At 28.8% G+C, this 21,717-nt stretch carries 23 protein-coding genes; 12 read left to right on the forward strand and 11 right to left on the reverse strand.

Annotation, left to right across the window (positions count from 1 at the left end; translation table 11 throughout):
* Nucleotide 1: 1 nt before the first annotated feature.
* The 3 genes from Q0776_RS15685 to Q0776_RS15695 form a co-directional block, all read right to left on the reverse strand.
* Nucleotides 2–490: an ABC transporter ATPase gene (locus tag Q0776_RS15685; RefSeq protein WP_298370295.1), complete on the reverse strand. Its 489-nt coding sequence runs from the start codon at nucleotides 488–490 to the stop codon at nucleotides 2–4.
* Nucleotides 491–492: 2 nt separating this feature from the next.
* A complete protein-coding gene (locus Q0776_RS15690; RefSeq protein WP_298370298.1) occupies nucleotides 493–1,311 on the reverse strand; it encodes a 3'-5' exonuclease in 819 nt (272 codons plus the stop codon).
* Nucleotides 1,312–1,420: 109 nt separating this feature from the next.
* Nucleotides 1,421–2,269 carry a PPK2 family polyphosphate kinase gene (locus tag Q0776_RS15695; RefSeq protein ID WP_298370301.1) on the reverse strand — a complete coding sequence of 283 codons (849 nt, stop codon included), beginning with the start codon at nucleotides 2,267–2,269 and terminating at the stop codon, nucleotides 1,421–1,423.
* 140 nt (nucleotides 2,270–2,409) lie between these two features.
* On the opposite strand from Q0776_RS15695, the gene Q0776_RS15700 reads away from it, so the two are divergent.
* From Q0776_RS15700 to Q0776_RS15740, 9 genes are all read left to right on the forward strand, one after another.
* Nucleotides 2,410–4,410 carry a histidine kinase dimerization/phosphoacceptor domain -containing protein gene (locus Q0776_RS15700; protein ID WP_298370304.1) on the forward strand — a complete coding sequence of 667 codons (2,001 nt, stop codon included), beginning with the start codon at nucleotides 2,410–2,412 and terminating at the stop codon, nucleotides 4,408–4,410.
* Nucleotides 4,411–4,425: 15 nt separating this feature from the next.
* Nucleotides 4,426–5,226 carry a response regulator gene (locus Q0776_RS15705; protein ID WP_298370306.1) on the forward strand — a complete coding sequence of 267 codons (801 nt, stop codon included), beginning with the start codon at nucleotides 4,426–4,428 and terminating at the stop codon, nucleotides 5,224–5,226.
* Between the two features lie 118 nt (nucleotides 5,227–5,344).
* The gene (locus Q0776_RS15710; RefSeq protein ID WP_298370309.1) at nucleotides 5,345–5,755 is read left to right on the forward strand and encodes a hypothetical protein; all 411 of its coding nucleotides are present in this window, start codon (nucleotides 5,345–5,347) and stop codon (nucleotides 5,753–5,755) included.
* Between the two features lie 33 nt (nucleotides 5,756–5,788).
* Nucleotides 5,789–6,208, forward strand: a complete 420-nt coding sequence (locus Q0776_RS15715) for a hypothetical protein (RefSeq protein WP_298370311.1) — start codon at nucleotides 5,789–5,791, stop codon at nucleotides 6,206–6,208.
* Nucleotides 6,209–6,278: 70 nt separating this feature from the next.
* Nucleotides 6,279–7,232, forward strand: coding sequence for a hypothetical protein (locus Q0776_RS15720; RefSeq protein WP_298370314.1), 954 nt, complete (start codon nucleotides 6,279–6,281; stop codon nucleotides 7,230–7,232).
* 12 nt (nucleotides 7,233–7,244) lie between these two features.
* Nucleotides 7,245–8,234, forward strand: a complete 990-nt coding sequence (locus Q0776_RS15725) for a hypothetical protein (protein WP_298370317.1) — start codon at nucleotides 7,245–7,247, stop codon at nucleotides 8,232–8,234.
* Nucleotides 8,231–8,830, forward strand: a complete 600-nt coding sequence (locus Q0776_RS15730; protein WP_298370320.1) for a hypothetical protein — start codon at nucleotides 8,231–8,233, stop codon at nucleotides 8,828–8,830. Before Q0776_RS15725 ends, Q0776_RS15730 begins: the two co-directional genes overlap by 4 nt.
* Nucleotides 8,830–10,164, forward strand: coding sequence for a tetratricopeptide repeat protein (locus tag Q0776_RS15735; protein ID WP_298370323.1), 1,335 nt, complete (start codon nucleotides 8,830–8,832; stop codon nucleotides 10,162–10,164). Before Q0776_RS15730 ends, Q0776_RS15735 begins: the two co-directional genes overlap by 1 nt.
* Before the next feature lie 2 nt (nucleotides 10,165–10,166).
* Nucleotides 10,167–10,997: a hypothetical protein gene (locus Q0776_RS15740; RefSeq protein WP_298370326.1), complete on the forward strand. Its 831-nt coding sequence runs from the start codon at nucleotides 10,167–10,169 to the stop codon at nucleotides 10,995–10,997.
* A gap of 68 nt (nucleotides 10,998–11,065) precedes the next feature.
* Here the strand turns inward: Q0776_RS15740 and Q0776_RS15745 are convergent, their stop codons facing one another.
* The 8 genes from Q0776_RS15745 to Q0776_RS15780 all read right to left on the reverse strand — a co-directional run bounded on the left by Q0776_RS15745 (nucleotide 11,066) and on the right by Q0776_RS15780 (nucleotide 17,513).
* Nucleotides 11,066–11,323 carry a hypothetical protein gene (locus Q0776_RS15745; RefSeq protein WP_298370329.1) on the reverse strand — a complete coding sequence of 86 codons (258 nt, stop codon included), beginning with the start codon at nucleotides 11,321–11,323 and terminating at the stop codon, nucleotides 11,066–11,068.
* The gene (locus Q0776_RS15750) at nucleotides 11,304–11,618 is read right to left on the reverse strand and encodes a thioredoxin family protein (protein ID WP_298370331.1); all 315 of its coding nucleotides are present in this window, start codon (nucleotides 11,616–11,618) and stop codon (nucleotides 11,304–11,306) included. Before Q0776_RS15750 ends, Q0776_RS15745 begins: the two co-directional genes overlap by 20 nt.
* A 13-nt stretch (nucleotides 11,619–11,631) precedes the next feature.
* Entirely contained in the window at nucleotides 11,632–12,273 is a 642-nt protein-coding gene (locus Q0776_RS15755; RefSeq protein ID WP_298370334.1) for a peroxiredoxin, read from the reverse strand.
* Nucleotides 12,274–12,419: 146 nt separating this feature from the next.
* Nucleotides 12,420–13,583 (reverse strand): sigma-54 dependent transcriptional regulator, encoded by a 1,164-nt coding sequence (locus Q0776_RS15760; protein WP_298370337.1) that lies wholly within the window; start codon nucleotides 13,581–13,583, stop codon nucleotides 12,420–12,422.
* A 90-nt stretch (nucleotides 13,584–13,673) separates the two neighbouring features.
* Nucleotides 13,674–14,513: a mechanosensitive ion channel domain-containing protein gene (locus Q0776_RS15765; protein WP_298370339.1), complete on the reverse strand. Its 840-nt coding sequence runs from the start codon at nucleotides 14,511–14,513 to the stop codon at nucleotides 13,674–13,676.
* 1 nt (nucleotide 14,514) lies between these two features.
* The gene (locus Q0776_RS15770; protein ID WP_298370342.1) at nucleotides 14,515–15,831 is read right to left on the reverse strand and encodes an ABC transporter permease; all 1,317 of its coding nucleotides are present in this window, start codon (nucleotides 15,829–15,831) and stop codon (nucleotides 14,515–14,517) included.
* Nucleotides 15,824–16,750: an ATP-binding cassette domain-containing protein gene (locus Q0776_RS15775; protein WP_298370345.1), complete on the reverse strand. Its 927-nt coding sequence runs from the start codon at nucleotides 16,748–16,750 to the stop codon at nucleotides 15,824–15,826. Before Q0776_RS15775 ends, Q0776_RS15770 begins: the two co-directional genes overlap by 8 nt.
* Before the next feature lie 70 nt (nucleotides 16,751–16,820).
* Nucleotides 16,821–17,513, reverse strand: a complete 693-nt coding sequence (locus Q0776_RS15780) for a hypothetical protein (protein WP_298370347.1) — start codon at nucleotides 17,511–17,513, stop codon at nucleotides 16,821–16,823.
* A 126-nt stretch (nucleotides 17,514–17,639) separates the two neighbouring features.
* Between Q0776_RS15780 and Q0776_RS15785 the strand changes: the two genes are divergently transcribed.
* Genes Q0776_RS15785 through Q0776_RS15795 form a run of 3 tightly spaced genes read left to right on the forward strand, consistent with a single transcriptional unit; the run spans nucleotide 17,640 to nucleotide 21,697 of the window.
* Nucleotides 17,640–18,095, forward strand: coding sequence for a MarR family transcriptional regulator (locus Q0776_RS15785; RefSeq protein ID WP_298370350.1), 456 nt, complete (start codon nucleotides 17,640–17,642; stop codon nucleotides 18,093–18,095).
* Between the two features lie 12 nt (nucleotides 18,096–18,107).
* Nucleotides 18,108–20,507, forward strand: coding sequence for a 3-hydroxyacyl-CoA dehydrogenase/enoyl-CoA hydratase family protein (locus Q0776_RS15790; protein WP_298370353.1), 2,400 nt, complete (start codon nucleotides 18,108–18,110; stop codon nucleotides 20,505–20,507).
* A gap of 5 nt (nucleotides 20,508–20,512) precedes the next feature.
* Nucleotides 20,513–21,697 (forward strand): acetyl-CoA C-acyltransferase, encoded by a 1,185-nt coding sequence (locus Q0776_RS15795; protein WP_298370356.1) that lies wholly within the window; start codon nucleotides 20,513–20,515, stop codon nucleotides 21,695–21,697.
* The last annotated feature ends 20 nt before the right edge of the window (nucleotides 21,698–21,717 follow it).

The following is a 21,717-nucleotide window of genomic DNA, read 5'->3' on the forward strand; positions in this document are numbered from 1 at the left end:
ATTATTGTACCAAAAAGCGTTTATGCCAACTTTTATCTGCAGGTATTTCCCAATTTTGTTCCAAATCTTCAATGGTTGTAACAAGATTGTTAAAAACAATTGTATTAGAAGTAATTTTTCCTTCCTTTGCATACTTTTGAAAATCGGACATATTAACAATATTAATATTGTTATTATTTTTGAATGAAATATTTAATTTATTTGTTAAGTTAACCGAAAATTTGGCCTCTAAATTCTTTATTAAGTTTACAGATGCATCTATAGAACATCCTGACACATTGTTGAAACCTTCATCTACAGCAAGTACAATAAAATGATTATAAATTACTTTATATGAAGCTTTTAAATCCTCACCATGGCGTTGCCAATTTGAAACGAATTCTTCAATAATTGGAGCTAATTCTTCAACTTCATTTTCTGTAAATTCTTTATTTGATTGGTATATCCAAATCCTAGAATTTTTATTTAAATCTTCAAAATTAACTAACATATTTAAAACTTTTGATTGAATTTATTTTGTAAATCTTCTAGTGTATTTTCTTTTTTATTTGTAAACATTCTTTCTTTTAATTCAGATAATACCTTTTTGGTGTATAATGGAAAATCTGCGTTCTGAATCCACGAATAATAACCTTTATCTTTAGTTAAAATATCAACAACCTTTTGGCCTTTATACTTTCCAAACGTAAAAATTTCTTCTTTTTCATCATTAAACATAATAAATCCGGCAAAATCAGCTCTTTTATTATGTGTAGAATACTCACTTAAAAGATTAACATCATTTTCTAAATCATCATATTTATCCAATTGCGCTTTTAAAATTTCGTAAGTTGCTAGTGTATCTGCTTCTGCCGAATGGGCATTCTCAAGACTTTTCCCACAGTAAAAATTATAACCAGCACTTAGGGTACGTTCTTCTTTTTTATGAAAAATAACCTGAACATCTATTGCTACTCTATCTTTCATATCAAAATTAACTTTTGCTCTCAACATTTCTTCGGCTAATAATGGAATATCAAATCTGTTCGAATTAAATCCAGCCATATCACAACCTTCAATCATTTTACTAACTTCAGGAGCTAATTCGTTAAAAGTTGGTTCTGTAACTACTTTTTCATTAGTAATACCATGAATATCTGAAGCCTCTTTTGGAATTTCCATTTCCGGATTTACCAACCAAGTTTTACTTTCTTTATTTCCGTTTGGAAATACTTTTAATATTGATATTTCAACTATTCTGTCTTTTGCAATGTTTATTCCTGTTGTTTCTAAATCGAAAAATATAATGGGCTTTTTTAATTCTAATTCCATAGGTTAGCTTTGTTTTTTTGAACTGTAAATATACAATTTGCAATTTACGATTTTAGGAATTTATAGTCTGATTTCACAAACTTTTTAACAAAAGTTTAATGTAACTTAACTATTCATTTTCAAGTTGACTTTTATAGTTTTCAATTTCAACTTTATATTTTTCGGGTAATTCGGGTTCCTTAAAATTAAACTGTTGTAAAGTGTTTAAAATAGTTTGGGCAACTAATAAACGAGCTGTTGGTTTGTCGTCAGCAGGAATTACATACCAAGGTGCATATTCTTTTGATGTTTTATTCAACAACTCTTGGTAACAAAACTGGTATTTATCCCAAAGTTTTCTTTCTTTTAAATCGCCTGGAGAAAACTTCCAATTTTTTTGTTTTAAACGTAACCTTCTTAACAATCTATTTTTTTGTTCGTCTTTAGATAGGTTTAAAAAGAATTTTAGAATTATGGTACCATTGTTAGCAATATGTTTTTCAAAATTGTTAATTTCTTCCATTCTTTTATTATAGAAATCAACATTCAAATCATCTAAACTTTTTATTGATGGTATATTTTCACTAAAAACATATTCGGGATGAACACGTGTTACCAATACATTTTCATAATGTGTTCTATTAAAAATACCTATTTTTCCTTTAGCAGGTAATGCAATATAATGACGCCATAAATAATCATGTTTCAATTCCAATTCGGTTGGAACTTTAAAACTGTGAACCTCAACTCCTCTTGCGTTAACATCTTTAAAAACTTCTCTAATTAAACTATCCTTACCAGAAGTGTCCATTCCTTGCAAACAAATTAGTACCGCATACTTGCCTTCGGCATACATAGTATCTTGAACTTCACTAATTTCCTTTCTTAGCTTTTTTAGCTTCTTTTTAGCATTTTTTTTAATTTCTTTGGTATTATGTTCACTTAGTTTTATGTTACTTGTTACTTGATAATTGTTCATTGGAATAATTTTTATACTTAAAATTAAAATAATTTAGTTTACAATCAAATATGCAGATAATTTCCTAAATAATTAAGAAAAGCCTAATAAAAGTCATTTTTTATTAAACCTTTAAAGGTTAAATTTGAAATAAAAATTCTATGAAATTAAAATTACTCTTTATTTTTATATTCTCCTTTTCTATTCTTACAAGTCAAAATTTAAAAATTGATAGTTTAAAAACAGTACTAAAAGCTTCAACTACTAATGACGAAAAAATTAAAATCTTAGAAAAACTAAATACTTACTTAATTAATTATGCCACTCCAGATAATTCAATTGAATATTTTATGCAGATGGCAACACTTTCAAATAAAATGAATAAAAGTAAGTTAGAATCTAGAGCTTATAAATATATTTCTGAGTGTTATATAAAAAAAGAAGATTTAATAAATGCTGAAAAATTTGCATTAAAAGCTGTGAAAATTAGTGAAAATTCTAACGATGTAAATTTTCAACTTGTAGATTTTAATCATTTAGGTAGAGTATATAATCACTTTGGAAAATATGATAAAGCAATAGAAACTTATTTAAAAGGAATTGAAATTTACTTAAAGAATCCTGCAGGGAATGCAATTGCAACGGTATATTCAAATTTAGGAATTTCTTATGATAATTTTGGTGATTCTGAAAACATGATAAAAGCGTATTTAAAAGGAGCTGAATACGCAGATAGACTAAAAAATTACTTAGCAAAAAGTCATTCCTTATATTGTATTGGTAATGCTTATACAGAACTTGAACAATTTCAAAAAGCAGAAAGTTATTATTTAATGGCTTTAAAAGACTCATTACTAATTAGTAACCCACTGTATATAAATATACATCATCACGGATTAGGTATTACATACTCAAGATGGGGAAATTACAAAAAGGCAATTATTCACAACAATATTGCTTTAAAACATTATAAATCAGTAGGCAACAAACTTTACGAATTTGATGTACTAAACAATATCTCTGTTGTTTATAACCGCATGCAAAACAATTATAAATCAATAGAATATGCAAAAAAGGCATTAAATATTGCAAAAGAATTAAACCATAAATTAGCAATTATTGGAGCAAAACAAACTTTAGCTTCTGCTTATATTGATTTAAAACAATTTGATTCAGCTGAAACATTGTTATTAGAAATATCTAAAGATACAATTCACAAAGATTTAGTCGATCTAGAAACCAAATCTGCAATTTATCAGAATTTAGCCATTGTAAATGAGGGTAGATTAAACTTTAAAAAATCATTATCTTTTTTTAAGAAATTTAAAAAAGCTAATGATTCCATTTTGTTAGAAAAAAGAAATTCAAAGGTTACAGAAATTGAAACCAAATACCAAACCGAACAAAAAGAAAAAGAAAACATACAATTAAAAGCAGAAAAAACCGAACAAACCCTCCAAATAGAAAAAGAAAAAACACAAAAATGGTTGTTAGGTGGCGGTTTAGGAACTTCAATAATTACATTATTTATATTCGGTTATTATTATCAAAAAAATAAAAAACAGCAATTGCTAATTGAAAATCTACAAAAAGAATTACACCACCATGTAAAAAATAATTTAGGAATTATAGATACTTTTATTGAAGTTGCTAAAGAAGAATTTTTCGACAAGCCTTTTGAACATAAATTAACCGAATTACAACACCGAATTGCCAGTATAAATCAAGTACATAAACAACTGTATAGTAACAAGAACTTGGCTACACTTAATGTAAAAAAATATGTACACGAACTTGTTACAAATATTGAAACCAGCTTTGCAAAACAAAATATAAAAATAGTACAACACATACCCGAAGATTTAACAATTTCAACCACTAAATCATTTCCTTTAGGTTTAATTATTAACGAGTTTTTGACTAATGCTTTTAAATATGCGTTTGAAGATTCAGAAAAAGGAAGTATTCAAATAACAATTTCAAGTAATAAAAATAGTTATTTTTTAACCTTGCAGGATAGTGGAAAAGGATTACCAACTTCATTTAATTTAGATAAATCTACAACTTTTGGAATTAGAATTATGAAATTATTAAGTGAACAACTAAACGGAACTTTTGAATTAAACTCCAATAATGGTGTGCAATTAACTATTAAATTTTAACCCTAATTAATTACTATGAAAACTACTATTTTAATTGTTGAAGATGAACCTATATTATATGAAAGATTAAGGCGTTTTTTAACAAAAGAAAATTACCTAGTTAGTGAATTTACCAAAAGCTATATTGAAGCCATTGATAGTATTGAACAAAACAAACCCGATTTAGTTTTATTAGACATTAATTTACAAGGAGACAAAGATGGAATTGATTTAGGAGACAAGCTTTTTAACAAGTATAAAATTCCGTTTATATACGTAACAGATTTTGGTGATGAAGTTACTTTTAAAAGAGCTTTACGTACCAACCCAAATATTTTTGAAATTAAAACTAAGCCACACTTAGATACAAATCAATTACTACGTTCTATTAAAACAGTATTGCAACAAACAAAAAAGTCAAGTTCTGTTCCTCAAGAAGGTATTATGGCATATGTAGATTACTTAGACAAATTAAAAACATCAAGTAAAAATCAAATAACTAAAGTTCCCATTTCATTTAAAGAAATTGATATAATTACTACTGAAGCTATTTCTAAAAGTAATAAGATTATAGAACCATTAAGAACTAATTATGTGAGAATAGAAACTAGTGATTCTAAACGCTATTTCTTTAAATCTTCACTAAAAACTTTGTTAACCATTTTACCTGACAGTTTTATTCGAATAAACGAAAGCACTATTGTTAATCTTAAATCAAAAAACTTTGACGGGAGAATAAATGGTTCTAAACTCTCTATTAATAAACACTTAATTGTAATTAAGGATACCTACACAAAAGATGTAAATTTTAAAATTGACAATTTATTTAAAAGTTAACTTCCTTTTAAATAACCAACATTTTCACTAGAATTTATAGAATTTTCATTTTTTATTGCCCAACCTATAATTAGGTCGCATTTTTGAGACAAATTAACACTAATTCATCTTAAAAATTATGAAAAATCTAAAATTAAACGGAATTATTCTTGTAATTACAGTACTAACCCTTTCTAGTTGTTCTCAAAGACTTGTAGATTTTACAGTTATTAGCTCTAAAAACCATGCCATTAATTTCGATCTTGAACAAGGTAAAATAACATCAGGAAAAAGTATGGGAGTATTTGGAATTGGGACAAATATAAAGGACGCAATGGATACAGCACTCCAAAATGCAGGCCCTCAATATGATATCCTTATAAATGGAGTTGTAAGAGCAAAAAGCTATCCATTTTATGGAGGATTTATTGTTGAAGGTACAGCCGTAAGTTCAAAACAATTAATTGCTCTATTTGGAGAAGATGGTTTTGAAAAATGGAAAAATGAAAATAATATTTTTAGCCCAACAGCAGTCGCAACTATTGAATAAAAAGTTACTAAATCTATTAATTTAAAAATTGCTATGAAAAAGATTTCTATTTTAATTATTACATGTTTTAGTCTTTTGTTAACTATCTCATGTTCAAAAGATGATGAAGGTTCCTCTTCATCATCTTTTAATCCACCAAATTGGATAATTGGTACTTGGCTCGATAAAAATGAACCTGAGTGGTCACAAATTGGAGGTTTTAAATTTACTTCTGATAACATTATAGATTTAAATGCTGATGGGCAAGAAATATTAAACTATGATCAAAGTTTTGCTATAGGTCTTAAAAGTGGGACAATGAAAATTGACGAAACAATAACAAATGAAGTCTATCAAATAATAATTAATACTTCTGGAATTACAACTCTTAATTACACTTTTAATAAAGGCTCTTCAAATTCAATTATATACGAGTTAAACGCTACTCAGAATGTTGAATTAACGAAACAGTAAAACGCTAAAAATTGTTATCAATAAAACAAAAAATTTGCTAAACTATTATTTCAAATAAATTAATAACTATATGCCAACAATTAAAGATAAATCATTATTCAAACCAAGTGATATCAGAAAGACTTGGTTAGGGACTAGAAAAAAGCAAATTGAAGGGACCAAACATCCTGGGTTTTATCAAACAACAGATTTTAATATTGATAAAAGATGGGTGTATTTTGTTGCAGCTATTGAATTAGCAGCAATTATTGTTACCATTTATGGTGGAATCGTACGAGGTGGAATGTTTTTGATTGGTGCTATAATTGCCGTAATCTTATTTATTGCATTTGATATTGTAGGTAGTAATTTACACCATAAACCTATTTCAGAAAAACAAGAATCGAAATGTAAATTAGCACTACTAAATGAGCTGGATGAATCAATGCGTCCCCAAAGATTAAGTATTCTAACAGATTTAAATATTAAAAGTTCAATTAAAAGTTGGGGAATATTCCTAATTATATTTAGTGCAGTACTAAAGCTAGTAGCTCTTTTTTTATTAGGAACTTTAGGATTTGTTTATATTGGAATTATGACCGTATTGTATATGATTGCAATTTATATTCATATAAATCATACAGGTTTTTATTTAGCTGAAAAAAATACTGAGCGTGAAATAAAAAAACAACATAGCCTATGGTTAGAATATAATAGACTAAAAAGAATTGGTGATGGCACAAACGAAGCAAAATCCGAAAATCACAAAGGTAAAAACTATGACATTAAAGCACCTCAAAAAGGTGGATTTATTTCTCAATACAAACTATGGAACCATAAAGATGATGTTCCCTTTGAATTAAAAATTGAAGATCATAAATTGCTTTTTGACAGAAAGGAAGATAATTTTTATCATTATGAATTTATTACTCGAGGTATTTTTACAGATGATGATGTTAAGGCATTTCTAAGTATTGGACATGAAATAAATCGTGAAGAAATTGCCATCCATTGTTTATATCATCAAATGAAACATAACAGTTAATCCCATTTTTTTATGAAAAATATTATATTCAGAACATTTGTAGTATTAAGTAGTGCCATTTTTTTAACATCTTGTGAAACTGAGATGAAAGACTATAATATAATTGTTCTAGCAAATACAAACCTTGTAGAAGGAATGGAAGAACCAATACCCTCTAAAATTAAAGAATTGCTTGAACCAAAAGAACACCCTAATGGAAAAATTGTATTCATTCCTAAACTATCCGTTTTAAGAAATGATCTTAGCGGAGAAAACAAAATGGAAATTAAAGTACCTATTTCAATGGAGAACAAGCTTAGAAAAAAAATGGGGACCTATACTTATGTTGATTTAAAATTAGATTATGAAGAGTTTTTACCAAAAATGACTGCAGGTGACTTTTTAGCTAAAAAAGGAAATATAACTAATAACACAAATAATTTAAAAATTAATTCTAACGATTTAGTTTTTATAATAAGCTCATCAAATACGAATGAACCAAATTATTTTCCAGATATTAAATCATTAAAAATTAAATTGGATTCAATTCTTATAGCAGAAGGAAAAAGTTTTAGTAAAAACGTATATATAAAATATGAAAAAGATCAAAAAGAGCAAAATTTAATCAGAATTGGAAAACTAATAATTAAAGCCCCAATAGAAAAACCAAACCTAGGCAATCCTTGCAGCGAAAACACAATTGCTAGTGCATTTGATTTACGTGAAGATATGCTAAAAATTGTCAATGCTCAACTAAGTTCCTCAGAAAGAAATGAATTAGCAATAAAAGTTTGGAATAAATATTTTGATGAAAGTGCTTATGTTGCTACTTATATAAGTAAAACCGATAATAATCCTGAAATATGGAATCCTGGACAGGGTAAACAATATTTTACGCATCGAATAGCTATTTTAGAATCCATTACTGACATTAATATCTTTAGAGTGGAAACCTCCACACAATCAGGTAAAATTTCAGGTATAAAAATTATTGAATGTCATAACGCAAGTGAAGCAATATGAGAAAAATAATTTTAATATTGTTTTTCTTTGGTGGTTTATTTTTAGGGCACAGTCAAAAATTTGACACAATGAGTGACGCCGATAAAGAAAATTTTAAAATAAAAGCTATTGAAAAAATAAAATTATTAGGTTTTACATTTGACAAAATTGCCACATCTCGAAATATTGAAGATAAAAACCGAATAATAGAAAGTATTCTACCAAGTTTTGTCTTAAAACCAGAACAAGCAACTATTGAGGTTGCATCGAGAAAAGGTAAAAATGACTATCCTATTGAAACCTATTTAAGAGAGAAACTTAAAAACTATAAAAAAAGATACGCTGTTGTTGATATTGATTTTGTTTCATTTGATATTAAAGATTTAAGACCTCACAGAACAGAACCTAACAGCTATTATATGGAATACACAATTGTTCAAAAATTTTGTGGATCAAAATTAGGCAATCGAAATAAAGAAGGGCTTTTACAATATGATTACTGCGATTATACAACAAAAAAAGGTAGTTTTTTAATTAAAAAAGTAAATACAATACTTGGTAGTAAATGGAAAATGCTATACGAAAGTATTTATGTAGTTGATATAAAAATTTTATAATGAAAAGTACTTTTAAATATTATACATTAATCATTTTACTATTAAATAATATTAATTGTTTTTCTTTTGATGAAGGTAATTTAAATAAACTGCTACAAGTTTATATAAATAATCTTATAGAGTATTCTTATAGTGCTGATTTTAATGATGCAACTGGGTCTATACTTATGGGTTCATATAAGGATGTTTTCCAAGATGGGAATCATCATAATGAACTAAACCCACTTCAATATGATTATAGCTTAGTACAGTATTTAGCTGAAATTGAACAAAAATACAATCGAAAAATTAGAGTTGAAATTGTAAATCAAAAAATTCTAAAATGTTCAAATTCCCATAATCTAAAAAAATATGCCTATGCAAAATTTACTAAAATAGTACAACTACCAAACGATAAGCCTGTAACTTATGACTTTTTAATGATTATAGATGTTACAACATCTGAATATAAAATTGATCAAATTTTACTTAGCTATATAAATGATCAACAACACCTTGTTGATCATTGTTCTAAAAGCACCGATTCAGAAGAACTTAAAAGAGAAAGAGAATTACTACAATCTCAAATTAAAAATCTATTAGAAAGTGGAAACAATTTTTACAGTCAACAAAATTATACAGAAGCCGTAAAATCTTACGAGTTAATATTAAAACTTGATAGTAAAAACCAAGATGCTTTAGACGGAGTAAATAATTGCAATTATCTCATAACCTCTATTGAATATGAAAACTCTATTGAAATATTTATAAAAGAAAAAAGATATAATGATGCTTTGCGAGAACTTGAAAATGCAGATAAAAATAACATCAAACTTGAATTAACTTACGTTAATGATATTAAGAAAAAATGTGAAGAAGGTATTTTCCAAGAAAGAATTGATCTGTTTTTAAAGCTTGGAAATAACTATTTAAAAAACAGTCAATTTAAACAAGCTAGAGAACAATATGAAAAAGGCTTAGAATTAGACCCTAACAATAATACTTTACTGAACAAATTAGAAGAAAGTAAAAATGGAGACCCTTATTTTGTAGAAAAACAATTAAAGATTGCTTATAAAAATGCAGTAAAATCAAAGAAACATTACTTATCTACATTTAAAACATATAAAAAATTTGAAAGCAGTAAATTATTGACGGGACAAAACTATTTATTTATGATGCTAATGATGCTAGATAAACCAAGTACTGTAGTAAAACCAATGAGATACTCTAAAAATTTAGCATTAAATTTAGCTAAAGAGTATTTTTATAAAGCAAAAGACAAAGGAGCTAATGTATCTTTTTACGAAACACAAATATTTACAAAAAGCATTGAAAAACGAAAAAAATACTAATTATGAAAAAAATCTACTTATTTACAATCTTATCCTTTATTATATTTAACAAACTTATTGCACAGGAAGTTTCAATTAGTCCTGTTTTCTTTTCAACAAAAGAATTAAAAGTAAGTGTTGACCTAGGTATTGACTTGAATTGGGCTAATAAAAATGGAGAATCTTCACTTATGAAATTACAAGGCAAAACTACAAGTAAAAATATAAAATTTAATTCAATTCCAAGTGTTTCTGGTAATTTTGGTTTTGATATTTACTCTTCAAAATCAATACTAGGTTTTTATGTTGGAGGTTCCTATAATAGACATGAGTTTTCAATTCACAACTCAACTAATTCAGTTGTTGACTCTGTTAGAACTTCCAATCTTGAAATTCCAGTATATCTGAAATTTCGATTTGGTAAAATGAATAAAAAAAACCATCTAGTTCTTGCTTTAGGGGGCGGTTATTCTATTCCATTAAAAACTGAGCTTAATACGTATAGTAATAATTTATTAGTCAATGAATCTAAAAAAGAAAAATTGTATGAAGCAACTCCTTTTATTTCTTCTATACTAGGGTATGAGTTTTTACTATCAACTAAAAGTTCAAAAGGAAGAGAAATATATGATAGAGATGATTTTAGAATTATGTTATACGCAAAAGGTAATTATGATTTATCTGACAGAGTGAATCAAAATATGGTAGTCTCTAATCAATCCAGCATAAGACAATTAAGCAATTTAGATTTGCAGTATTTACAAATTAGTTTTGGAGTTAAAATATTAATGCGACTTTCCAAATTAGGAAAAATCAGTAAAGAGACATTATACCAACAATTAAATAGAAATTAATTTAAACTCTACAAAAAATCCCGAGCTATAAACTCGGGATTTTTATTTTTGATTTTTTTAGTAGTAAATTAAGTATCGATAGATCCTAAAACACGTTTCATAAACGTATTTAATGCTTCTTTTTTAGGCATTCCACCTTTTACCATTTTATCAACTTCTATGGCTCCATATAAATTAGAAATTATTTCTCCAATTACATCCAATTCTTCATCTTTTAGTGAAGAAACTTCGGTTAAAGCTTCTAAAGTTTCAATAGTCTCTAAAACGTAATCCTCATCGTTTTCTTCGATAAAATTCGTTAAATGCTTAATTACTGGTAACTTCATCTACTAAATCTTTTAAAATTTCGAATTTGTTTGTTTGTACTTGATTAACAAAAGCTCCTTCGGTAAAAGTTGCGAACGTTGGTAAATTATCTACCGTTGCTAATTTACGAGTATTTGGAAACTTTTCTGCATCTGCAAGTACAAAAACAGCATCTGGATTTTCTGAAGCTAATTTTTTAAATTTTGGTTTCATAATTCTACAATTACCACACCAAGTAGCAGCATATTGTACAACTACGGTTTTATTGTCAGCAACAATTTGCTCTAAATTATCTTCTGTTAATTCTTGAAACATAATTCTTATTTTTTTAATGTGAAGCTAAATAATCAGCTGTTCCTTTTGCATTTGGTGCCATTGCATCTTTTCCTTCTTCCCAGTTTGCAGGACAAACTTCTCCTTTTTCTTGAACGTGTGTCAATGCATCAATAAGACGTAAATATTCACCAACATTTCTACCTAAAGGCATATTGTTAATGCTTTCGTGTTGTACAACACCATCTTCATCGATAATATAAGTTGCTCTATATGTTACATTATCTCCTTCAACCTGTACAGTTCCTGTTTCCTCATCATAAGTTTCATTAGTAATATCTAAAATTCCTAAAATACTTGATAAGTTACGGTTGCTATCTGCCAAGATTGGATAAGTTACACCTTCTATTCCTCCATTATCTTTTGGTGTATTTAACCAAGCAAAATGCACTTCTGGAGTATCACAGGAAGCTCCAATTACAACTGTATTTCTCTTTTCAAATTCACCTAGTGCAGCCTGAAAAGCGTGTAATTCAGTTGGACAAACAAATGTAAAATCTTTAGGATACCAAAATAATACAACTTTCTTTTTATTATTTATAGCTTCTTCCAACACATTAACTTTAAATGTATCACCCATTTCGTTCATTGCATCTACATTTAAATCTGGAAATTTTTTACCTACTGCTGTTGCCATTTTTATTTATTTTTTAATTATTAATATTCTTTTTTGACACTACAAATATATGTTCAAAATTTATTAGAAAACAGAAAATCTTATGCTAATTATTTATATTAACATAAGATTTTTTTATACTAAAATTTAAACACTATAAGGTTTAGCTATTTACTTGCAAAAAGTTTTACATCGTTTTCCGAAACTTCTTTTTCACCTAATATTATTAATCGTTCAACTACATTTCTTAGTTCTCTAATATTTCCTGTCCAATCATATTCTTGTAACAGTTTTATGGCTTTTGAGGAAAATGATTTTACTGCATTTCCTTGTTCAGTAGCGACTTGATTAGCAAAAAAGTTAATTAACAATGGAATATCATCGCGTCTTTCATTTAAAGCAGGAACTTTAATAAGTATCACTGCTAGTCTATGATATAAATCTTCTCTAAATCTACCTTCCGAAATTTCCTTTTTTAAATTTTTGTTTGTGGCAGCAATTACTCTAACATTCACTTTTATATCTTTATCACTTCCAACTCTAGAAATTTTGTTTTCTTGCAAAGCTCTTAAAACCTTTGCCTGAGCAGAAAGACTCATATCTCCTATTTCATCTAAAAAAATGGTACCTCCATTGGCGGCTTCGAACTTTCCAGCTCTATCTTTATTAGCTCCTGTAAACGATCCTTTTACGTGACCAAACAACTCACTTTCAATAAGCTCAGAAGGAATTGCGGCACAATTTACTTCAACCATTGGTGCTTTTGTTCTTTCGCTTTTTTCATGTAGCCAGTGTGCTACCAATTCTTTCCCTGTTCCATTTGGCCCAGTTATTAACACTCTTGCGTCAGTTGGCGCCACTTTTTCTATAATTGCTTTGATGTGCGAAATTGGCTCACTTTCACCAATCATTTCGTATTTTTTACTAACCTTTTTCTTTAGTAATTTATTTTCAACAACTAATTCTTTTCTATCTAGAGCATTTCTAACAGTATTTAACAAACGATTTAAATCTGGTGGTTTAGATATATAATCGAATGCCCCCAAACGCATAGTATTCACTGCTGTGTCCAAATCACCATGACCCGATATCATAACCATTGGAATTTCAGGCTTTATTTTTTTAACCTTTTCTAATACTTCAACACCATCCATTTTTGGCATTTTAATATCGCAAAGAACCAAATCAAAATCCGATTTTGAAATCATTTCTATCCCCATTAACCCATCTTCTGCCTCTTCAACCTGATAGTCATCGTTTTCTTCTGAAATTATTTTCTTTAAAACTCTGCGAATTGCAGCTTCATCTTCAATTATTAATATTTTCGACATATATTCTTTTTATTTTGAAAAGTTGTAATTTATAATTGTAGGCACTTCAAAAAGCAAGCCATTTTTATGTTTTGTTAATTCTTCTGAATATTATTCGTTATTATTATCCTGATTATACAAGTGAATATCTCTTTGAGGAAAAGGAATTTTGATATTATTTTTATTAAATTTTTCATAAATGGCAAAACGTAATTCACTTTTTATTTTTAATTGGTAATAACTGTCATTAATTGTAAAGCGTAATCTAAAAAGTAAAGCGCTATCTGCAAAATCCATAAACAAAACATCTGGAGATTTAATTTTCAACACCTTTGGATGTTCTAAAGCAGCCTCTATAAGTATTTTCTTAACTAGTTGAACATCCGAACCATATGCCACACCTACTTCTAGCGTTTCTGTTATTGTAGTTCCGTTTTGTGTCCAATTAATTAGATTATTTGTTAAAAATCTGTGGTTTGGTATAATAATTACTTTGTTTTGAACTGTTACAATACGTGTTGTTCTTAATTTAATTTCAAAAACTTTACCAAATAAATTATCAATCTCTATAATATCATTAACATGTAGTGTTTTATCTAAAATTATAAAAATACCTGAAATAATATCTTGAAAAAGTGTTTGAAGACCTAATCCAATTCCAACAAGTAATGCTGCTGAACCAGCCAAAAATACACTAACATTAACTCCTGAGGATTCTAGGACAATTATAATTACAAAAACATAAATTATATATTTAATAAACGAAAATACACTACTAAACCTTCCTATATCTTGTTCATCTACCTTTTTGTTAACTAGTTTCCTAATTCCTCTTAACAAGAAATTAGTCAATACAAATGCTAGTATTAAAAGTAAAATAATGCTTACAGAGATTTGTATATCTTCTGTTATAGAAAAACTAAAATTTAATATGCTTCTTATTGTTTCCATTTTAATATTTCAACCATTTATACAATTCTTTATAGCTTGGTTTTTTTCCATACATTAAAATACCAACTCTATAAATTTTAGCAGCAAACCAAACCATTCCTAAAAAGGTTATTATTAATAAAACCATAGACACCACTAATTGCCACCACGGAACTCCAAATGGAATCCTCATTAACATTACAATTGGAGAAGTTAATGGAAATATTGAGAAACCAACTGCAATTGGCCCGTGTGGATTTTCAATTACCGAAAAACCTACATAAATTGCAATCATTAATGGCATTAATACCGGCATCATAAATTGTTGTGTATCGGTTTCGCTATCAACTGCAGCTCCAATGGCTGCATAAATTGAGCTGTAAATTAAATAGCCTCCAACAAAATAAATTATAAATGAGAAAAACAGTGTCATTATTGGTAAATTTTTCATCTCAGCTAAAACTAATTGAAGGTCATTATTTGCAGTTTCTTGAACCTGATTGGCCATTTCAGTAGAAACACCAACTCCTTGAACTCCGTTCATATTTGTTGCTTCAGGTCCAAAAATTAAAGTTATAATAAATAACAAAAAACCAGCCGAAATCATCCAAATTACAAATTGTAAAACTCCTGCTAGGGCATTTCCAAAAATCTTTCCAAGCATTAACTGAAAAGGTTTAACAGAAGAAATAATTACCTCTATTATTCTACTTGTTTTTTCTTCAATAACACTTCTCATTACCGAAGTACCATAAATAATAATAAACATAAAAATTAAATATCCAAAACCTCCACCGGCAGCCATTTTTAAAATGCTTCCAATTTTTGAAGATTTTTTCCCTTCAAAATTCTCAGTAATAAAATCGACATTAGTTTCAGCAGATTTTAATAGTTCTAAATCAAAGTTCATCGCCTCTAAACGTAGGTTTTGAATTCTTTTTTCAAGTTTACTCTCAATACTACTTACTAAACTTAAACTTGGAGATTCTTTAGAGTAAAATGAAATATTTTTTTCTAATTGTTGTAAACTATCAACTTTAGGAATATATATTAAACCATAGTAAAACTCATTGGTTTTTGCCTTAGCTTCTTCTAAACCTAAAGCGTGCAAATCTAAATATTTTGTGTGTTCTGTGTCTTTTAACACCGATGCCATTAACCCACTGTTATCAACATAGGCTATCGTTTTAATGTCTTCACTATTTTTCTGATTTAAAAATACAATTAACATTATTAAACCAACCATTAAAACCGGACTTAATAAGGTTAAAATAATAAATGATTTATTTTTAACCTTAGCTAAAAACTCTCTTTTTATAATTAGTTTTAATTTATCCATTGTTGGCAACTGCTTTTAAAAATATATCGTTAGCACTTGGTATAATTTCCGTAAAATGTGTTATTTGTGCTTTACTATTCAAAAATTTAATTAAACCTGTTGAACCTTCATTTTGAGGCAACTGAATTGTCATCCCTAAGTTCGAACCATTAAAATTAGTTGATTTTTCAGCAATAAATTTATTTTTAATTTCATTAAATAATTCTTCCTTATTATCACACTGTAAACCCACTTCAAATTTATTCTCTTTAAACTCTAGTTTTATATCACTTAGTTTTCCGTCTAAAATTTTATTGGATTTATTAATTAAGGCAATATGCTCGCACATTTCTTCAACCGATTCCATTCTATGAGTGGAAAAAATAATACTAGCACCTTCATCGCGTAATTTTAGAATTTCATCTTTTATTAAATTAGCGTTAATTGGATCAAATCCACTAAAAGGTTCATCAAAAATTAGCAATTTTGGTTGGTGCATCACAGTAACAATAAATTGTACCTTTTGAGCCATTCCTTTTGAAAGTTCTTGAATTTTTTTATCCCACCAATCTGAAATATCAAACTTTTCAAACCACATTTTAAGCCTCTTTTTAGCTTCGGAGTGAGACAATCCTTTTAATTGTGCCAAATACAATGCTTGTTCACCAACTTTCATACTTTTATACAAACCTCTTTCCTCTGGTAAATAACCTATTTGATGAACGTGATCTGGTTTTAACTCTTCTCCATCTAAATAAATTTTACCAGAATCAGGCAGCGTAATTTGGTTAACAATGCGTATTAATGAAGTTTTTCCGGCGCCATTGGGCCCTAACAATCCAAATACACTTCCTTTAGGAACTGCAATGGATATGTTGTTTAATGCTGTAAAATTTCCATAACTTTTACTTACACCATCAACTTTTAAAACGTTTTCCATATTGCGATTTTTTAATCAACAAACGAAAATAGCTTTAATTTATTAAAATTTGGATAAACTTTAAATAAAATTATTGAAGTTTTTCAATGTATTTGTCTCTAATCAATTGAATACTTTCTAAAGTATATTTAGGTTTTACAATTCTTAAAAACTCTTTAATTCCACCATCTATGTAAACAATTCCTTTGGCTATATCGTAATTTTTATCTGAAATGTTATTCTTTATTTCAAAAGTTATTCTTCTAAATTCATCCCAAGGCATATACCTTGGAATAGTAACATAATAAACATCTTGCTCATTATTGGCTTTAAAAACACCTTCTGCTAATTTTTCAATATTAAAAAATCTGTTTATACGAATTAACGAGTCTACATCTTTAAATTTTTCGCTTTTGGCAAAATCATAACCAGCATCTTTATAATATTGTTGCACTTTTTCAATTTCAGGATATCTATTAATTCCTTTTACCCGAATTCCATTTAACTTTCTCGATCCAATGGTAACTTCACATTTAGCACTATCTAAATTAAGGTTATGCTTTTCATTAATTTTTTTAGTAACTCTCAAAATTTTTTCAAATGAATTTGGAGTTTTGGTTACAAAAATAATTGAGTCTGGTTTTTCAACATCAGTAAACCTACTATAATACGAATCATACGGGTTTGGTACATTAATTACAAATGTTCTTGGAATTTTGTTTTCATCTACCGTATCAATATTTTCTTGTTTAATTATTTTCCCTATATATTCTAATGTAGCCATAATTGTCAGTTTGTGATTTGAATTTTAAACTTATCCTTTTTTTTTTTAATAACCAAACAATTTTTGTCGAAAACATTTTTTTAATATTTATTATGCGTGCATAGTATTTTTTTATATATTTGGAAAATGCAGAAAGAATTGACTATAGATCACACCTTGCGAGCCACTTGGCAAGCAGTTGCAAAAATGTACAATGAACAGGCTATAAAACATGATAGCACAATGGCAATGGCATTTGTTTTATTAAATATAGATTCAAAAAATGGAACACCTTCTACTTCTTTAGGTCCACAAATGGGAATGGAACCTACTAGCCTATCTCGAATATTAAAAAGTATGGAAGAAAAAGGAGCTATATACAGAGAAAAAAACCCTGAAGACGGCAGAAGTGTTTTAATAAAACTAACAAAATTTGGATTAGAAAAAAGAGATATTTCAAGAGAACACGTAATACAATTTAACCAATGCGTGAGAAATGCCATTTCAGACGAAAAAATAAAACACTTTTTAGAAGTTGCAGAAACTATAAATAAATTAATTTCTAATAGAGCTGTTTTTTTAGATTCAAAACCAACTATATAAAAAATCAAAATAATGAAAAGACCAATAAAAAAAGTAGCAGTAATAGGTTCTGGAATTATGGGATCTGGAATTGCGTGTCATTTTGCAAACATTGGTGTAGAAGTTTTACTACTCGATATAATTCCTCGAGAACTAAATGCTTTGGAACAATCTAAAGGTTTATCTTTAAACGACAAAATAGTTAGAAATAGACTTGTAAATGATAGCTTAAAAGCAGCTTTAAAATCGAAACCTTCACCAATTTATAATCAAAAATTTGCAAGTAGAATTTCCACTGGTAATTTAGATGACGATTTAAGTAAAATTAATGACGTAGATTGGGTTATTGAAGTTGTAATTGAACGATTAGACATTAAAAAATCTGTTTTTGAAAAAATTGAAAAGTACCGTAAACCAGGAACCTTAATAACTTCAAATACTTCTGGAATACCAATTAAATATATGAATGAAGGAAGAAGTGAAGATTTTCAAAAACACTTTGCCGTAACCCATTTTTTCAACCCACCACGTTACCTAAAATTATTCGAAGTAATTCCTGGGCCTAATTGTTCGCAAGAAGTTACAGACTTTTTAATGGTATATGGTGAAAAATATCTTGGTAAAACTTCAGTTTTAGCAAAAGACACTCCTGCATTTATTGGAAATAGAGTTGGAATTTTTGGTATCATGAGTCTTTTTCATCAAGTTAAAGAATTAGGCTTAACAGTTGAAGAGGTTGATAAATTAACAGGCCCAGTAATTGGCCGACCAAAATCTGCAACATTTAGAACAGTTGATGTTGTTGGATTAGATACATTAGTACATGTTGCAAACGGAATATTTGAAAACTGCCCCAAAGACGAAGCACATGAATTGTTTAAACTTCCAAGCTTCATCAATACCATGATGGAAAATAAATGGCTTGGAAGTAAAACAAACCAAGGATTTTATAAAAAAATTGTTGAAGGAGGGAAAAAATCAATTTTAGGCCTAGACTTAAATACCTTAGAATATCGTCCTGGTAAAAAAGCAAAATTTGCAACACTTGAACTCACAAAAACCGTCGATAAAGTAATTGATCGTTTTAAAATCTTAGTAAAAGGAAAAGACAAAGCTGGTGAATTTTATCGTAAAAATTTTGCTGCCATGTTTGGCTATGTACAAAATAGAATTCCTGAAATTTCTGATGAATTATACCGATTAGATGATGCTATGAAAGCTGGTTTTGGCTGGGAACATGGACCTTACCAGATTTGGGATGCCATCGGAATTGAAAAAGGTATCGAGTTAATGCAAGCCGAAAATATCACTGTAGCAAATTGGGTAACAGAAATGGTTGCCTCTGGACATAAATCTTTTTACACTGTTTGTGATGGAGCAAAATATTATTATGATATCCCATCTAAAACACAGAAAAAAATACCTGGACAAGAAAGTTTTATTATTTTAGACAATATTCGTGAAGCTAAAACAATTTGGTCAAATGCGGGTGCCTCTATTCAACATTTAGGTGATGGCGTTTTAAATGTAGAATTCCAATCTAAAATGAATACGTTGGGCGGAGAAGTTTTACAAGCTATCAATAAAGGAATTGATTTAGCTGAAACTGAATACGATGCTGTAATTTTAGGAAACCAAGCCGCTAATTTCTCCGTAGGCGCAAATTTAGCAATGGCATTTATGATGGCCGTTGAACAAGAATATGATGAACTTAATTTCTCCGTTAAATATTTCCAAGATACGGTAATGCGCTTGCGTTATTCATCTTGTCCAACTATAATTGCTCCTCACGGATATACCTTTGGTGGTGCTTGCGAAATGAGTATGCACGCCGATAAAGTTATTGCTGCAGCTGAAACCTATATTGGTTTGGTTGAATTTGGAGTTGGAATTATTCCTGGAGGTGCTGGCTCAAAAGAAATGGCATTACGTGCTTCTGAAGGTTTATTAAAAGATGATGTAAAATTAAACAAGTTACGCGATTATTTTATTAATGTAGCAATGGCCAAAGTAGCTACATCAGCACATGAAGCTTATGATTTAGGTTTCTTTAAAAATCATAAAGATCTTGTAGTTGTAAATAAAGATCGGCAAATAGCAACAGCTAAACGTCATGCAATCCAAATGCTTGAAGACGGCTATACTCAACCAGTGCCAAAAGAAGTATTAGTTTATGGACAGCAAGCTTTAGGAATGTTTTTGGTTGGAACTGATAGTTTAGAAAAAGGACATTACGCATCCGAACATGATAAAAAAATAGCAAACAAACTTGGTTACGTTATGGCGGGGGGAGATTTATCTGAGCCAACAAAAGTATCAGAAAAATACCTTTTAGATCTTGAACGCGAAGCTTTTATGAGTTTAATGACTGAACGTAAAACTTTAGAACGTATTGAGCACATGTTAAAAACAGGTAAACCTTTAAGAAACTAGAACACATGAAAACAGCATATATAGTACAAGGATATAGAACAGCAGTTGGTAAAGCTCCTCGTGGAGTCTTTAGATTTAAAAGACCGGATGAATTAGCCGCAGAAACTATTGAACATTTATTAAAAGATTTTCCGCAATTAGATAAACATAGAATTGATGATGTAATTGTTGGTAATGCAATGCCCGAAGCCGAACAAGGATTAAATATGGGACGTCTAATTTCATTAATGGGTTTAAAAATTGAAGATGTTCCTGGAATGACAGTTAATCGTTACTGTGCATCGGGCTTAGAAACAGTAAGTATTGCCGTTGCTAAAATTCAATCTGGAATGGCCGATTGTATAATTGCAGGAGGTGTAGAAAGCATGAGTTATATTCCAATGGGAGGTTATCGTCCCGTCCCAAACTACAAATCGGCCAAAGAAGGTAATGAAGATTATTATTGGGGAATGGGATTAACAGCTGAAGCTGTTGCTGAACAATTTAAAGTTTCTCGTGAAGACCAAGATGCATTTGCTTTTAACTCTCATATGAAAGCTTTAAAAGCTCAAACAGATAATAAATTTGATGATGATATTGTTCCAATTACTGTTGAAAACATATTTTTAGATGAAAACGGCAAAAAGCAAACTAAAAATTATACTGTTAGTGCTGATGAGGGTCCACGAAAAGGAACCTCACTAGAAGCTTTAGCTAAATTAAGACCGGTATTTGCTCAAGGAGGAAGTGTTACCGCTGGAAACTCATCTCAAATGAGTGATGGAGCTGCCTTTCTATTGGTAATGAGTGAAGAAATGGTTAAAGAATTAAATATTGAGCCAATTGCTCGTATGGTTTCTTTTGCTGCTGTTGGTGTTGAACCACGCATTATGGGAATTGGTCCTGTAAAAGCAATTCCTAAGGCTTTAAAACAAGCAAATTTATCTTTAAATGATATTGACTTATTTGAGTTAAATGAAGCTTTTGCATCACAATCCTTAGCTGTTATGCGCGAATTAAATATGAATCAAGACATTGTAAATGTAAATGGTGGAGCAATTGCTTTGGGTCATCCATTAGGTTGTACAGGCGCAAAACTTTCAGTACAATTATTCAATGAAATGCGTCGTCGTAAAAATAAATATGGAATAGTAACTATGTGTGTGGGAACCGGACAAGGTGCTGCAGGAGTTTATGAATTATTAAAATAACACCAAAAATCTATCTAAAA

This window comes from uncultured Lutibacter sp. (assembly GCF_947495725.1).
GTDB lineage: Bacteria > Bacteroidota > Bacteroidia > Flavobacteriales > Flavobacteriaceae > Lutibacter.

What these genes read in the sequence shown, in the direction of transcription:
- Q0776_RS15690 (WP_298370298.1), bottom strand. Translation starts at nt 1,311, where the DNA reads ATGGAATTAGAATTAAAAAAGCCCATTATATTTTTCGATTTAGAAACA.
- Q0776_RS15755 (WP_298370334.1), bottom strand. Translation starts at nt 12,273, where the DNA reads ATGGCAACAGCAGTAGGTAAAAAATTTCCAGATTTAAATGTAGATGCA.
- Q0776_RS15705 (WP_298370306.1), top strand. Translation starts at nt 4,426, where the DNA reads ATGAAAACTACTATTTTAATTGTTGAAGATGAACCTATATTATATGAA.
- Q0776_RS15730 (WP_298370320.1), top strand. Translation starts at nt 8,231, where the DNA reads ATGAGAAAAATAATTTTAATATTGTTTTTCTTTGGTGGTTTATTTTTA.
- Q0776_RS15750 (WP_298370331.1), bottom strand. Translation starts at nt 11,618, where the DNA reads ATGTTTCAAGAATTAACAGAAGATAATTTAGAGCAAATTGTTGCTGAC.
- Q0776_RS15780 (WP_298370347.1), bottom strand. Translation starts at nt 17,513, where the DNA reads ATGGCTACATTAGAATATATAGGGAAAATAATTAAACAAGAAAATATT.
- Q0776_RS15770 (WP_298370342.1), bottom strand. Translation starts at nt 15,831, where the DNA reads ATGGATAAATTAAAACTAATTATAAAAAGAGAGTTTTTAGCTAAGGTT.
- Q0776_RS15685 (WP_298370295.1), bottom strand. Translation starts at nt 490, where the DNA reads ATGTTAGTTAATTTTGAAGATTTAAATAAAAATTCTAGGATTTGGATA.
- Q0776_RS15725 (WP_298370317.1), top strand. Translation starts at nt 7,245, where the DNA reads ATGAAAAATATTATATTCAGAACATTTGTAGTATTAAGTAGTGCCATT.
- Q0776_RS15775 (WP_298370345.1), bottom strand. Translation starts at nt 16,750, where the DNA reads ATGGAAAACGTTTTAAAAGTTGATGGTGTAAGTAAAAGTTATGGAAAT.
- Q0776_RS15785 (WP_298370350.1), top strand. Translation starts at nt 17,640, where the DNA reads ATGCAGAAAGAATTGACTATAGATCACACCTTGCGAGCCACTTGGCAA.
- Q0776_RS15760 (WP_298370337.1), bottom strand. Translation starts at nt 13,583, where the DNA reads ATGTCGAAAATATTAATAATTGAAGATGAAGCTGCAATTCGCAGAGTT.
- Q0776_RS15735 (WP_298370323.1), top strand. Translation starts at nt 8,830, where the DNA reads ATGAAAAGTACTTTTAAATATTATACATTAATCATTTTACTATTAAAT.
- Q0776_RS15710 (WP_298370309.1), top strand. Translation starts at nt 5,345, where the DNA reads ATGAAAAATCTAAAATTAAACGGAATTATTCTTGTAATTACAGTACTA.
- Q0776_RS15745 (WP_298370329.1), bottom strand. Translation starts at nt 11,323, where the DNA reads ATGAAGTTACCAGTAATTAAGCATTTAACGAATTTTATCGAAGAAAAC.
- Q0776_RS15715 (WP_298370311.1), top strand. Translation starts at nt 5,789, where the DNA reads ATGAAAAAGATTTCTATTTTAATTATTACATGTTTTAGTCTTTTGTTA.
- Q0776_RS15790 (WP_298370353.1), top strand. Translation starts at nt 18,108, where the DNA reads ATGAAAAGACCAATAAAAAAAGTAGCAGTAATAGGTTCTGGAATTATG.
- Q0776_RS15795 (WP_298370356.1), top strand. Translation starts at nt 20,513, where the DNA reads ATGAAAACAGCATATATAGTACAAGGATATAGAACAGCAGTTGGTAAA.
- Q0776_RS15695 (WP_298370301.1), bottom strand. Translation starts at nt 2,269, where the DNA reads ATGAACAATTATCAAGTAACAAGTAACATAAAACTAAGTGAACATAAT.
- Q0776_RS15740 (WP_298370326.1), top strand. Translation starts at nt 10,167, where the DNA reads ATGAAAAAAATCTACTTATTTACAATCTTATCCTTTATTATATTTAAC.
- Q0776_RS15765 (WP_298370339.1), bottom strand. Translation starts at nt 14,513, where the DNA reads ATGGAAACAATAAGAAGCATATTAAATTTTAGTTTTTCTATAACAGAA.
- Q0776_RS15720 (WP_298370314.1), top strand. Translation starts at nt 6,279, where the DNA reads ATGCCAACAATTAAAGATAAATCATTATTCAAACCAAGTGATATCAGA.
- Q0776_RS15700 (WP_298370304.1), top strand. Translation starts at nt 2,410, where the DNA reads ATGAAATTAAAATTACTCTTTATTTTTATATTCTCCTTTTCTATTCTT.